Origin of the sequence: Streptomyces sp. 4F14, assembly GCF_048159485.1 — a bacterium.
Lineage (GTDB): Bacteria > Actinomycetota > Actinomycetes > Streptomycetales > Streptomycetaceae > Streptomyces.
Genome location: NZ_JBLRVY010000016.1, coordinates 46,025 through 58,190, shown reverse-complemented (window position 1 = coordinate 58,190; position 12,166 = coordinate 46,025). Strand labels below are relative to the sequence as shown.

Below are 12,166 nucleotides of genomic sequence, written 5' to 3'. Positions count from 1 at the left end.
AGGATCCTTCAAAGGGTGCGCGTGCGGTCAGGGTTGGCGATGCTCTGGGGAGGCGGGCCGGTCCCGGAGCGGATCACGTGCTGGGCCGACGTCGGCGAACGGTCCGGCAAGGGGGGACACCGGATCGCCCGCTCGCGCGGGTTGGAAACATCGCGGCTGGGCCGGGTGATGCGGGCGGCCTCGGCGCGGGAGGTGTTGTCGCCGCTCTGTACGGGCGTGCCCGGTAGGGGCGTAGCGTCGGCGCTCACCGGCTGGCCGAGTGTTCGGTGCAGGCGCACGGGGTGGCCGGCGGCGAGCAGCCCACCGGCTGCTGAGCAGGCCCGTGCATCGGGCCGGTGCAGTCAGGAGTCTCCTCGAAGCCGGCCCCGATCAGAATCCGCCGGGCGGCGGCGTTGTAGCGGGTGGTGGTGATCTCGCCGGTGCTGGTGTGCCGGATCGCCACGAACGGCTCGGCTGTGCGCTCTGCTGGCGCCGCCCCCTCGTGGACGTGCGGGGGCCCCTGGACCCTGGCCTTGACGTTGGCGACGGAGTCGAGAGGATACGAGGTCAGGATTTCTCCGTGTTGTTCGGTTCGGGGCTTGGGATTTGGGCGGCCGTGGCGTTGTTGCGGAGCGAGGAGTTCCACCGGCCGGGCAGGACGAGGCGAAGGACGGGACGGCAGCCGGGGCTGCTCAGGACCGCCCCAGCGAGGTGCTGTCGGCCAGCAGCGCGATCAGCCGGGGCAGCGCGAGCGCGGAGTCGAGGCGGCCAGCGGCGAAGTACACCGGCATCCCGCTCGTCCCAGTGTCGCCAGGGCGGGCGAGGCTGTACCCGACTCGGGCGCCCGCCTCGTCGGTCCGCCAGCGCACCAGAACGCCGTCGGCCTCCAGAGCGGCAACGTACTCCGTGACGTTGCCGGCACCGGCCAGGGCCTGGCGCATGCGCTGCTGGAGCCAGACACGGGACGGCTGATCCCAGCCCTGCTGCTCCGCCTTGATGATCTCGGCGGTGGTCGGATAGCTGGTGGTGACGCGCTCGCCTTGGCCGACGGGGCGAAGGCCCCACTCCGCCTCGATCGCCCGGCACTCCGCCTGCGCGCGGGTCAAGTCACGGTGCATCGCCGGCCGAGACCCGTCCGGCAGCACGCTGATCCCGGCGATGTGGATGTGGTGGACGGCGTGCCGCACGGCCACCCACCGGCAACCGGGCTCCTCGGTGGGGGCGAGTCCTGTCGCGGCGACGATTCGCCGGGCCACCCGCGCCCACTGGCCGTCGGTGAGCAGCGGGTCCTCGGGGGCTGTGCGCACCGAGCAGTGCCAGACCCGGCTGGGCGGGAGCGCGCCGAGTTCGGCGGCCCGCAGCTGGGCGTGCTGGTCGAGCCGGGCGGCGAGCCGGGCGACGGTGGCACCCGGGTCGCGGCCGGGATCGGGCGCACCGGCCCGGTCCCAGGCCGCGACCAGGTGCGGGTCTTCGTGCTCCTCGCGCCGGCCGGGTCCGTAGAGATAGGCCAGCAGTGGCCGGGGGCTGTTGCCGGTGGACACCTCGGGGATCACGCGGCCTCCAGCACGGCGTCGAGGACCACGTAGGTCCGCTGGGCCAGGTCGGGCAGTATGGCTAGCACTTCCGACGCCTGCTCGCTGTCGGTGACGGCGTCGGTGAGCGTGCGCAGCTCCCCGGCCAAGCGGTCGATCGCTTCGGCCAGCGGTCGGCGTGGGTCGGTCTCGGGGCGGCCGACGGGACCATTGGCCAGGGCGGCGGCCAGCGCGGCGGTGGCGATGAACCCGGCGGTCGTCAGGTGTTCGTGTGCCGCCCGCTCGCGGATGGCCGCGAGCGCGGTCGGCGTCAGGCGCACGGACGTCTGCGCGGTGCGAAGCTCGGTGGTACGCGGGCGGCGTCGTACTCGCTGAACGTCGGTGGAGATAGGTGCTCCTGGGGGTGGAGCCGTCACCGGGTGCGGGGGCGGGTGGCGGTCTGGTCGTTGGCGGTGGGCGGGGCCTCGGCGACGGCTGCGGCTGGGCGGGCAGCGGCGGCTGGGCTGGGGGCGCGGGCGGCGGCGCTGCGCGGGCTGGGGGCGGCCTCGATCTCGATGGGCGGGAGGGGGTTGTCCGGCTCGCCGGCGCGCCGGGTCCATTCGTAGGCGGCATCGAGGTCCGGGAAGCCGCCCTCCCGCAGGGTGTACGAGCGGCCGAGGAAGTCGATGTCCTCGTAGAACACCCGGACGGGGTGCTGGCCGGGCTCGGGGCGCTGGTCCTGGGCGATGATCCAGGTATTGAAGTCGTAGATCAGCTCCTCGTCGCTGGGCAGCCCACCCGAGGAGCGGGCGGGGTCCACCAGGACGAGGTCGGAGGTGTACGAGTTCGCGAACCAGTACCGGTCCCCGGACAGGGCAAGCCGCTGCTCCAGTTCGCGGCTGGACTCATCGCAGGTCGGAAGCCCCTCGTCGCGCGGTGTCACCTGATCGAGGTCAGCGCCGCGGGAAACGAGCCAGTTCTGCGCGAGCGCCACGATTGGCGCCCGCTCGTAGTCCAGCCTGAACGTCCCTACTCCGAGGTCGCGCTCGACGTGGATGGCCGCGAGCTGCGGCGACCCAGGCATGTCCCAGGTCATCGTGCCGTCATGGACGACGAGGTAGGAGTCGGTCAGCAGCGACGTGTACGGGTTGGCGGTGTGCTGCACAGCGAGGATGCCGATGTTCCGCTCGTAGGCGAACGCGCCCCACCTACGGTGGTCATCCTCGGTGTGGGCTTCAAGGTCCTCGACCTGAAGGACCTCGTCAATGGCGAGGAGCGGCTCGTTGGCGAGCGCGCCCCACTCACGGTGGTCATCCTCGGTGTGGGGTTCAAGGTCCTCGACCTGAAGGGCCTCGTTAATGGTGAAGGGCGGCTCGTTCATGTCGGTGATGGGTTTCTCCGGTCTTCGCGGGGGTGTGGAGGTGCTGCTGGAGCCGTGCGGAGCGTGGCGGGCGAGACCCGGGGTGCCCTCGGTGTCGTTGACCGGTCCGGTGTCCTGGTAGGCGGTCGGGCCGTGGTTTCTTCGAGCAGGAACATCGGCGGTCAGCGGGCCCGTGTTCGCGCGGGCTTCGCCGGAGTAAGAGCTGCGGAACTCGTCTCGACGATGCTGCGGCGGGGTGCGCGGGTGGACGCGGCGCGCTGCCGGGGCGAGTTGACTTCGGTGGCGGCGGACGCAGCCGTGAACGGGGGCAGGCCGTTGTACACCTCGACGAGTTCAGTCAGGGAGCGGTGGAGTTCGGCGCGGCGCGCGGCGAGCAGATCGAGATCCGGGGCGGTGCTCTGGAGGATGCCGTTGATGCTGGGCTCATCGGCACCACGACCGTCGATCACGCGCTGGAGGTCATGGTGCAGGCGAGTGGCAAGCTGCACGATGCGGGTCTGTATGCCGTCCAGTCGGCGTGCCTCGGAAGCGAGTTGATCGGCTATGGCGCCGTGAACGGTGTCGGTGCCACGGCCGGGTAGCTGGTGGAGGTGCTCGACCTGAAGTCGTACACACACCAGACGCGTGCCCAGGTCGGTGTTGCCGGGGACACGGGGCCTCCACTGGGCGACGGGCCTCCCACGCCGGTCTTCGGCACTCACCGGGGCACCGGCCGGGTCGAGTTGATGATGGCGAGCCCCATGTCGACGGCGCCCTGCAGGCTGTCGGCGACGGGTACCCCGGCGGTGGCCAGCCGCTCGGGCGAGTGAAGGCCGCGGGTGTGCAGGACCGGAACTGCGCCGACGGACAATGCGGCGAGCGCGTCGTCGACCGTGTCGCCGATCACGAGGGTGCGCGCCGGGTCGGTTGCCGGTCCGAGGGCTGCGAGGTGCCGGGCCATGGCGGGGGCCTTGCTGCCGGAGACTGGTTCGTGGCGGCCGTCGACCCGGTCGAGGAGACCGGTGATGCCGACCGCCCGTACTTCGGTCAGCAGCCGGTTGTGCAGGGACAGGGATAGCAGGCTCTGCCGGATACCCCGGGCTCGCAGCCCGAGCAGCAGGTCACGGGCGCCGGGCTGCAACCGCACCGGGTGCTGGGCGAGTTCGAGCTGGAAGGCGGTGTCCGCGTCGTGCCACTCCTGGTCGGTCAGGGTCCGGCCGAGCAGAGCGTCGTAGAAGGCGCGGATCGGGGTGCGGTGCTCTGCGCGATAGCGTTCCAGCGTGATCGGGGCGTGGCCCAGGTCGGGCAGAGTGGTGTTGAGCGCGTCGAGGTGGTCCTGGACGTCGTCGCGCAAGGTCCCGTTCCAGTCCCAGACCACGGTGACGGGAGTCGGGACGGCGGCGGTGGCGTTGTGCAAGAAGGCTTCTCCGAAAGAGCGTTGGGGTAGGTCTGCGCTCGCAAGGGCGCGCAAGGCGCGGATCGGGGCGTGAGCAGGTCAGCGGCGCAGGGCAAGAGCGAGTGCGGCGGCGACGGCGCTCGCCAGGGTGAGCGCGGCGACGGCGACCGGACCGGCCGCTGAGAGCTGCCCGGCGAGCGCGGTGCCGGCAGCGCCGCCGAGACCGATCACGGCAACCAGCCAGGCTGCGGCCTCGGTGGCGGTGCCCTGGGGAGCGAGCCGATCGCCCTGCTGGAACGCCGTGGCGAACCACGGCGCCAGGAACAGGCCGGGCAGCACGGCGGCGGCCACGGCGAGAGCCGGTTCGGGGGTGAGCAGGAACAGCGCGAACGGCGCGGCGAAGCGCGTACTGATGGTGCGCAGCAGGTGGTCGGCGGGAGCGCTGTGGGCGAGCCGGGCCCAGACGATGCCGCCCGTCAGGCTGCCGAGGGCGAGGGCGGTCGGCAGCGCTCCGGCGAGCCATCCTGTGCCGTGGCGATCGGCGGCGGCCAGCGCGTAGACGTTGAACGATCCCAGGCTCGCGCCCAGCAGCGTGGCGGATCCCAGCAGGACCAGAACACCAGGCGAGTGCAGCGGCCCCATCCAGTGGGCGTCCCGCCGCGCCGGGCTGAGGACGCGGGCCGGGCGGCGGGAGGCGAGCAGCGCGGTGCCCGCCAGACCGAGGACGGCGCATCCGGTCAACGCCGCAGCAGGTGAAAGGAGTTGGCACAGGATGGTGGTCAGGGTGGGCCCGGCGACGTAGACGACTTCCTGGGCGGTGGCGTCCAGGGCGAACGTGGCCTGCTGGTTCTGCGGGGCGACCAGGCGCGGCCACATTGCTCGTAGCCCAGGTTCCAGCGGCGGGGTGGCGAACCCGGCGAGTGCGACCAGGGTCCCCGAGAGGACCGGGTAGCGGCCGATGCCGACAACGGCGAGTGCCGTGAACGCGATGCCCGCAACGGTGGCTGCGGCCAGCGCGACGCTGGCCAGGCGTCGGCGGTCGACGGCCCGGCCGAGCAGCGGCTGGCCGACGGCTCCGCACAGGGCGTAGAGCGCGGCCAGCAGGGCTCCCAGCGTTGTCCCCGAGTGGTCGGCGCGGGCGGCGAGCAAGAGCGTGAGCGGGGCCATGGCGGTGGGCAGCCGTCCCACCAGGGTGGCGGTGAGCAGCACGGTGACGTACGGGGTGCGAAGGACGCTGCGGATCGGGCGATCTGGGCCGGACCGCTGGGCGGTGTCATTGAGGGGCGTGGTGGTCAGGGCGGAGCTTCCGGTCGAGGACGGGCGGTTCAGCGCCGCAGGCCGGCGGCGGCACTGTGCAGGAGTGCCGGGGGCTGGGGGCCGGGCGCGTGGGAGAAGTGGATCCGCAGGGTGTCCCGGCGCAGCCGGGCGGAGTCGGTCCGCGAGGTGGCGGGGCTGGGCGCGGCGACGACCACAACGTCGGTGCCGGATCCCAATGTGATGGAGGAGGTTACCTGCCCGGCAGAGGCCGGGTGGGCGGCGCTGGGCAGGCACCGCTCCGCCCACCCGGACAGCTCGCGGACCATGGCGCCGGCGTGTATGCCGGCCTCGCTGATCCTCCACCGGTAGCTCCGCCGGGTGCCGCTGCGCGAGATCAGGCCATGCTCGGCCAGCATGGACAGGCGGTGGTGAAGGATACTGGCGCCAACGACCGGGAGCCGCTCCGAGAACTGTGGAACCGTCAACGGCTCGCCCGCCACCAGCTCGAACAAGACGGCCCCGGTGTGGGGGAGGGCGAACAGGCTCATGGCGTCGTCGATCGCCTCCGGCGCCTCCAGGTCCGCGCGGCCGACCAAGTGGCGGTCGGCCCAGTCCAGGGCTGCGGCATGGACCGGTCCCAACGTCCGGCCGGCATCGGTCAGAGCCAGCACGGAGCGGGGGCTGCCGGGAACGGGCAGGCGGGTGATCGCGCCCGCGCGCTCCAGCAGACCGGTCACCCGGTGCAGGCTGCCTGCAGGGACCAGGGAGGAATCCGTGATCTCGACCGGGCGCAGCGGGCCAGAGGAGCCCAGCATGCGCAGCACGCGGGTCGACCAGCGGGTGGAGATCCCCTCGGCGGCCAGCTGGGCGCGGTCCAGGACGGTGACGTTGGCGGTGGCGGGCATGGCGAACTCCGTTGTGGCAGTGGGGTCGTGTCGGGATCAGCGCCGGATGGCGGGGGGAGGGGCGGCGACCACGGTGGGTGGGGCTGTGCCGGGGGTGGTCGCGGTGGCCTGTGCCGGGGAGGGCCGGGAGGCGGAGGAGGCGAGGGCGGCCTGGAACCGAGCCGGCATGCTCGGGCGCGGAACCTCCTGGGCGGCGGCCTGCTTGAGTCGTTCGGCCTGGAGCCGCTCGGCCGCCGTCTTGTAGACCTCGATGTTGTAGCGCCGTCCGACGGCGACAAGGTGGATGCCGAGCAGTCGGCGTGGGTTGCCTGGTGCGCGCTGCTCGGTGTAGACGAGCCGGAAGGCGTTGCGGTCGTCGAGGTAGAGCTTGCGGGCTCCGCGCAGGTCGCGGTCGTCCTGCTGGTCCAGCAGCGGCCCGCGGACCTCGGCGCGCAGCAGCCGGTCGAGGTACTCCAGCGCGAGGTCCCGAACGTCCGCGGGTGCGTCGAGGAGGTCGGCGAGCGCCTCCGGGTGGGCGGAGAACCCCACCGGAGGACTGCTCGGCCGCTGCTCGCTCACCGCACGGCCCGCCGCCCGGCCGGTGCCGGGAGGGGGGTGGGGGCGGCCTCGGCTGCGGTGCCCTTGGCGGGCGTTGCGATGATGCGGGCGCGCGCCGCCAGGGCCTTCGGGCTGTAGACGACGGTGGCCTCGCCCTGGGCGACGGGCGGCAGCGCGGTGCGCCGGGTCTCCAGCCACTGCTGGACCTCCTGCGGGCTGGTGAAGCTGCCCTCGCGCAGGGTGTAGCCGCGTTCCGGATCGCCGGTCTCCAGTTGCAGGAGGAACGGGCGAGTGGCACCGGCTGAGGTGGTGTCGCGCAGCATCACCCAGGTTTCGTCCGGCTCGACCACGTGCTCGACATGCTCGTACCGGGCGTGGTCGGCGATGAAGCGGGCGGCGACGGCGGCGCTGCGCTCGTCGACCGGTGTGCCGCCGTGGCCGGCGGGGTGGAGGAAGGCACCCGGGTCGGCGCCGCGGGCAACCAGCCAGGCCGCCGCGATGGCGAAGGTGGGGGCCGGGTGGGTGGCCAGGGCGAAGGTGCCGTCGGTGCCGTAGTGCAGGTGGGCGGCGAGCGCGGGGTTGGAGGTCTCGTAGTAGGCGTCGAGGTTCTCGAACAGCAGGAAGTTGTCGCTGTCGGGCTCGGGGCCGTCGAGGTCTTCGGGGTCGGTCTCGATGAGGAGGTCGTAGACCCCTTCGGCTTCCAGGAAGTGCTGCTGGGCTCGGGCGGAGGCGGTGTCCGCGGGCTGCCACTCGGGCAGGCTGAGGTCGGGCATGTCGGCCTCCGGTCAGGTCGAGGGGGGAGGAATGAGGGAGTCGGGGTCGGTCAGCGCCGGGTGCTCCAGCAGGCGGTGGCTGACGTGGCCGCCGGAGCTGGTGCACGCGCCGAACGGGCCGTCGGCTGAACGGAGCTTGAGCAGCGCGGGCTCGAGGTGGTCGCGCTGCCAGGCACTGGGGCCGTTCGGCCCGGATTCGGGATCGATCGCGGCCTGCCAGGCCAGCCAGAGGGCGTGCAGCCGGGCCACGGCCTCGGGATGCTCAGGCCAGCGCACGCACCACGGCCGCGACGCCGTGGTTTCGGGTCCATAGATCTTCGTGAAGATCTCGTCGACCCACGGGACCATGAGTTCGACCTCTTTTACAGTAGGCCGGGTCCTCGAAGGCGACGATGAACATGGGCTCGACGGCGACGCTGTCGTCCTCGGGATCCAGCGCGGTCGACATGGTGGCCAGCTGTTCGGCCTGCGCGTCGAAGCCCGCGGCCAGGGCGGTCAACTTCGCGGACAGGGCCTCGATCTGGGCGTCGCTGTAGCCGGAGTTCGGCTCGGCGCCCCCGTCGGGCTCGGATGCGGTCAAGAGAGGTAGGGGCCTTTCGGTGCGGTCGCGGGGTCGTGAGACAAGATTCCGCCGCGATCGGCCGGACGCGTCCGGCCGATCGTGCGGTATAAGCGGCGCCCGGCTCACCGCTGCTCGCCACAGCAGGCGGCGGCGAGAAGACCGGGGGCGTCGAGCAACTGCAGCGCCTTAGCTGCCTGCTGGCGGACGACGCCGTTGCCGAGGGCGGTCAGCTGGGCCGAGCGGGACAGGCCGGGAACACCGGTGACATGGCCGGCATCGAGGCCCATGATCCACTCGACGAACTCCGGGGCGAGGCGACCGTTCCTGTCGACCGGCTCCGGGGCGGGCCGGGTGACCCGCTCCCACCGGGCGACGGCCGAGGCGTACGGGCCCCACCGGCTCACTCCTCCGGAGCCCGCTCCCACAGAGGCAGCAGTAGCACCGACAGCGGCGGCCCGAACCCCTGCCCGGTCCTGCGGCCCGGTGTCCCCGTGTCCGAGGTCCGCGGTGTGGGCAGCAGTTGAGCCGCCGCCGAGGGAAGCGTCAGATCGCCTTTGGAGCCACGGGAGTTCGGGCCCCCGTGCGTCCCGTCGCTGGCCTTCGGGGTGGGAAGAAGGTGCTCCACCTCGTCCGACAGGTTCGGGCCGTGCCCACCCGAGCGGCGCTTGTCCGGGTGCTGGCTGCCGCCGATCTGCCCCAGGTTGGAGGTCGGGGTCTTGAGCAGCGACACCGTGTGCCCCAGGTCCGCCCGCCAGGCATCCGGGCCCTTCGCATCGCGTGCCCGTGGTGTCGGCAGTCCCAGCTCCGCCGGGCCAGGCCGCGAGGAACAGGCGCTCCCGGCGGTGAGGGGCACCGACGGCTGCTGCGGATAGCACCGTCCACCGCGCATCCATCCCGAGGTTGGCCAGACTTCCGAGTACCGCGCCAAGTGCCCGCAGAGCAGGCTCACCTCCGCCGTCTCCCAGATCGCACCAGGGGCATTCCAGGTCGCCATCGGCTGGCGAGGCAGCGGCTGCGGAGAGGATTCCGCGTACGTTTTCGATCACCACCAACTTGGGCTTGAGGACGTCGATCGCGCTGGCGATGGTTAGCCACAGTCCGGAGCGGGTGCCCTCCATCAGGCCGGCACGCTTGCCCGCGACCGACAGGTCCTGGCACGGGAAGCCCGCCGTCAGGACGTCGATCGGGGGGACGCTCGACCAGTCAACTGCGGTGATATCGCCGAGATTTGGCGTCTCTGGGCCAGTGGTGGGCCAGGATCTGCGCGGCAGCGGGGTTCATATCGGCGTGCCAGACCACCTCGCCGCCGAGCACGTCCTGAACTCCCATGTCCAGGCCGCCGAATCCCGAGCACATCGACCCGATCCGCGGCCCCGCTCGGTTGGGTGCGCTCATCGGCGTGCCCCGGTGCGGGCGCTGGTGGCGCGGCTGTGCGGCGCGGCGACGACCACGGCACCGGGCCCGGCCGCCTTGCGGGCGGTGTTCGGCTCGGCAGGCTTGGCGATCACCGCGGCCGAGCGGACCATGCGGAAGGCGGCGTCGCCGGTGAATGCCTTGAGCAGGTCAGGCTCCTCGGGGGCCGTCAGGTGCTCCGCGACCTCCCGCAGCTTCCAGACGGCCTCGTCGAGGACCTCCCGGCCGGCGGACAGCGACTTGAAGTAGGCCAGGCGGTGCGGCGAGGCGTAGGCGGGGCCGGGCGTGAGCCGGGCGAGAGTGGCGGAGACGAGGGCGGGCTGCAGGCGCAGGATTGCCTTGGCATTCAGCAGACCGGCGTAGGCGTATGCGACGGTGCACCGCCGCCAGGCGATGTCCGCGGGCTGGGTGGAGTCGGGCGCGACGGTGTCGTACTCGTCGGTGGTGTTGGGCAGCAGCGTCTCCTGCGCCTGGGTCATCCTCTCCAGCAGCGCGCCGAGACGGGCGGTCTGGGGGTCGCGGAAGGTGTACAGGCGCCACAGTTCTTCGCGGAAGGCGTGCAGGTTGTCGGCGGTGCCGTGCAGCCACTGGGACTGGAGTTCGACAGGGGTGGTGTAGGTCATGGCGGGGCCTCGGTTTCAGAGGCGCGGCTTGGCGGCGCTGCGGGGAAGGGCGGTGAGGGGGGTGGGCTCGGCCGGGCGGCGGGTGAGAACACGGCGCAGCCTCTGCGGCAGGCTCACTGCTGCGGGCTGTCGAGCCTGGGCGGGCAGGTACGAGACGCCGGCGGACGGAAGGCGGTCAGCCTCGGTCCGCAGCTCCCGTGCTGCGGCAGCGAGTTGGTGCCGGGCGGCGGCGTAGATCTGGCGGGGGTCGACCGGCTGCGCGTCGGGCACGGCCCACACGTCCGCGCTGACGGAGTGCTGGAACAGGTGCGCGAGGTGCCGAGTCGCCTCCGTGACCCGGGTGTGGGCACCGGCGAGGGCGATGGCGGTCAGCCGCGCGGCGCTGGTGGCGGAGGGGTCGAGCGGAATGTGGTTGGCGTAGTCGGCCGCGCCGAGCGTGCTCGTCTGGACGAACTGGAGGGCGCTGAGCTGTTGGGCGACGACGCGGGCGTCTGGAACACCGGGGTCGGCAGCGAGAGGGCCGGGGAGCTTCTCGGCCAGGGCCTCGGCCTGGCCGGCGACCAGGCGAAGGCGCTGCTGGTAGTCACCCAGAGTCGGTGTGGGTGCTGGTGCGGGCGTGGTGGGCTCCGAACGGTGAGGGTGATGACCGGGCGTTGTCGCCGGGTCAAGGACGGCGGAACGGCAGGACGGTTGTGGTCGGCTGCGGCGCATCGGCGGCCGTGGCGGGCGGTGACACGACAATGAGCAGGTGCCGTGTCCGCTGACGTGCCGCGCCGACGCGTGGCTCGTACTCGCCTGCGGCGGGCGGCGTCGGTGCCGGTTCCGGTGACGATGGGGCGCCGAACGTGACGGCCGCTGCGGGGAGGGGCACACTCGGCCACGGCGGGCCCGCCGTGACGGCCGCGCCGGCGGTGAGGAGATCGGCCGACAGGGCTTGCAGGCCCAGGCGCGTGCTCTCCAGCCCCTGGGCGACGACGCCCTCCAGGACCTTTAGCTGCTGGGAGTTGAGGGACGCGGCGTCGGGGTCGAAGAGGTGGGCCGCGGCCTCCAGGGTCTCTCCGAGCACCGCGCCGACCAGGCCCAGCCTGGCCGCCGCCCAGGCGAACACGAGCGCACCCATACGGGCGGCTGACTGCTCGGGAGACGCCTGGGTGAACCGTGCGACGGCGGCGGCAGCGCGCCGCTGCAGCGCGAGCACCTCTTGGAGCTGGTCGGCGACATCAGCCGGTGCAGCGGGCCCCGGCCGCCCCAGCGCCGCCCGCTCGGCGTCGGACGCCATGTCCTGCAGGAGCCGCCCCACCTCCTGCGGGTCACCGGTCATCGGCGCCCCCGGGTCGCGGGCTCAGCGAGGGGCTGAGCGGCTGGGGGCCCGGCGGCGTCGGAGGCGATCCGGGCGGCGAAGCCGAGGACTTCCTGGTGGCCGCGGTCGGCCTCCTTCTCGGCTGCGGTCAGGGCCTCCCCCGCGGCCTTGCGGCGACGCTGGTGCAGTGACTCGGCCGCACTGCGCGGTGCCCCGCGCACGGTCAGGGCGCACTTGACGGACAGGTCGAAGGCGACGCCGAGGTGCCGGGTGATCGTGGCGGCACGGACGGCCGCCGCAGCGTACGCGACGGCCAGCGGCGGGTCGGCAGCGCTGTCGGTGCTGAGATTCCGCAGGTGCCGGGCGTTGTCCGCGCACTCGCGCTCGAAGGCGAGGGCCTGGGCCATCCGCTGAGAGATGGCGGAGGGGTCAGGAGCCAGCTGACCTGGCCCCGGTGGCGCGACGGTGACGCGACCGAGCAGGCGCAGCATCCCGGCGACGGTAGCCAGGTCGTGCGTGAAGGCGGTGGGTGTGCTGGTCACGGCGACTC

Annotated in this window: 18 protein-coding genes and 1 pseudogene; all 19 read right to left on the bottom strand. The window is 72.8% G+C overall.

The window, feature by feature from the left end; all coding sequences use genetic code 11:
- Positions 1-244: 244 nt before the first annotated feature.
- Positions 245-442 (bottom strand): hypothetical protein, encoded by a 198-nt coding sequence (locus ACLZOT_RS26710; RefSeq protein ID WP_416971612.1) that lies wholly within the window; start codon positions 440-442, stop codon positions 245-247.
- A 229-nt stretch (positions 443-671) separates the two neighbouring features.
- Entirely contained in the window at positions 672-1,532 is an 861-nt protein-coding gene (locus tag ACLZOT_RS26705; RefSeq protein WP_416971611.1) for a hypothetical protein, read from the bottom strand.
- A complete protein-coding gene (locus ACLZOT_RS26700; RefSeq protein ID WP_416971610.1) occupies positions 1,529-1,831 on the bottom strand; it encodes a hypothetical protein in 303 nt (100 codons plus the stop codon). Before ACLZOT_RS26700 ends, ACLZOT_RS26705 begins: the two co-directional genes overlap by 4 nt.
- Positions 1,832-1,923: 92 nt before the next feature.
- Complete coding sequence (locus ACLZOT_RS26695; protein ID WP_416971609.1) at positions 1,924-2,871, bottom strand: hypothetical protein; 948 nt, start codon at positions 2,869-2,871, stop codon at positions 1,924-1,926.
- Between the two features lie 161 nt (positions 2,872-3,032).
- Positions 3,033-3,359, bottom strand: coding sequence for a hypothetical protein (locus ACLZOT_RS26690; protein ID WP_416971608.1), 327 nt, complete (start codon positions 3,357-3,359; stop codon positions 3,033-3,035).
- Positions 3,360-3,568: 209 nt separating this feature from the next.
- The gene (locus ACLZOT_RS26685) at positions 3,569-4,267 is read right to left on the bottom strand and encodes an HAD family hydrolase (protein ID WP_416971607.1); all 699 of its coding nucleotides are present in this window, start codon (positions 4,265-4,267) and stop codon (positions 3,569-3,571) included.
- A gap of 78 nt (positions 4,268-4,345) precedes the next feature.
- Positions 4,346-5,455 (bottom strand): MFS transporter, encoded by a 1,110-nt coding sequence (locus ACLZOT_RS26680; RefSeq protein WP_416971606.1) that lies wholly within the window; start codon positions 5,453-5,455, stop codon positions 4,346-4,348.
- A 116-nt stretch (positions 5,456-5,571) separates the two neighbouring features.
- Entirely contained in the window at positions 5,572-6,408 is an 837-nt protein-coding gene (locus ACLZOT_RS26675) for a winged helix-turn-helix transcriptional regulator (protein WP_416971605.1), read from the bottom strand.
- Between the two features lie 36 nt (positions 6,409-6,444).
- Positions 6,445-6,966: a hypothetical protein gene (locus ACLZOT_RS26670; RefSeq protein WP_416971604.1), complete on the bottom strand. Its 522-nt coding sequence runs from the start codon at positions 6,964-6,966 to the stop codon at positions 6,445-6,447.
- Positions 6,963-7,718 (bottom strand): hypothetical protein, encoded by a 756-nt coding sequence (locus ACLZOT_RS26665; protein WP_416971603.1) that lies wholly within the window; start codon positions 7,716-7,718, stop codon positions 6,963-6,965. The genes ACLZOT_RS26670 and ACLZOT_RS26665 overlap by 4 nt, the downstream gene beginning before the upstream one ends.
- 12 nt (positions 7,719-7,730) lie before the next feature.
- On the bottom strand, positions 7,731-8,066 hold the full coding sequence (locus ACLZOT_RS26660; protein WP_416971602.1) for a DUF4913 domain-containing protein: 336 nt from the start codon (positions 8,064-8,066) through the stop codon (positions 7,731-7,733).
- Positions 7,981-8,298, bottom strand: coding sequence for a hypothetical protein (locus tag ACLZOT_RS26655; RefSeq protein WP_416971601.1), 318 nt, complete (start codon positions 8,296-8,298; stop codon positions 7,981-7,983). Before ACLZOT_RS26655 ends, ACLZOT_RS26660 begins: the two co-directional genes overlap by 86 nt.
- A gap of 104 nt (positions 8,299-8,402) precedes the next feature.
- The gene (locus tag ACLZOT_RS26650; protein ID WP_416971600.1) at positions 8,403-8,684 is read right to left on the bottom strand and encodes a hypothetical protein; all 282 of its coding nucleotides are present in this window, start codon (positions 8,682-8,684) and stop codon (positions 8,403-8,405) included.
- Positions 8,681-9,169, bottom strand: a complete 489-nt coding sequence (locus ACLZOT_RS26645) for a hypothetical protein (RefSeq protein ID WP_416971599.1) — start codon at positions 9,167-9,169, stop codon at positions 8,681-8,683. Before ACLZOT_RS26645 ends, ACLZOT_RS26650 begins: the two co-directional genes overlap by 4 nt.
- Positions 9,156-9,455 (bottom strand): annotated as a pseudogene (locus ACLZOT_RS26640) (DNA cytosine methyltransferase); the annotation flags it as partial. The pseudogene ACLZOT_RS26640 and the gene ACLZOT_RS26645, both read right to left, overlap by 14 nt.
- A 216-nt stretch (positions 9,456-9,671) precedes the next feature.
- The gene (locus tag ACLZOT_RS26635; RefSeq protein ID WP_416971598.1) at positions 9,672-10,316 is read right to left on the bottom strand and encodes a hypothetical protein; all 645 of its coding nucleotides are present in this window, start codon (positions 10,314-10,316) and stop codon (positions 9,672-9,674) included.
- A gap of 15 nt (positions 10,317-10,331) precedes the next feature.
- A complete protein-coding gene (locus ACLZOT_RS26630) occupies positions 10,332-11,027 on the bottom strand; it encodes a hypothetical protein (RefSeq protein WP_416971597.1) in 696 nt (231 codons plus the stop codon).
- Positions 10,981-11,637, bottom strand: coding sequence for a hypothetical protein (locus ACLZOT_RS26625; protein WP_416971596.1), 657 nt, complete (start codon positions 11,635-11,637; stop codon positions 10,981-10,983). Before ACLZOT_RS26625 ends, ACLZOT_RS26630 begins: the two co-directional genes overlap by 47 nt.
- Positions 11,634-12,158, bottom strand: a complete 525-nt coding sequence (locus ACLZOT_RS26620; RefSeq protein WP_416971595.1) for a hypothetical protein — start codon at positions 12,156-12,158, stop codon at positions 11,634-11,636. The genes ACLZOT_RS26625 and ACLZOT_RS26620 overlap by 4 nt, the downstream gene beginning before the upstream one ends.
- Between the last annotated feature and the right edge of the window lie 8 nt (positions 12,159-12,166).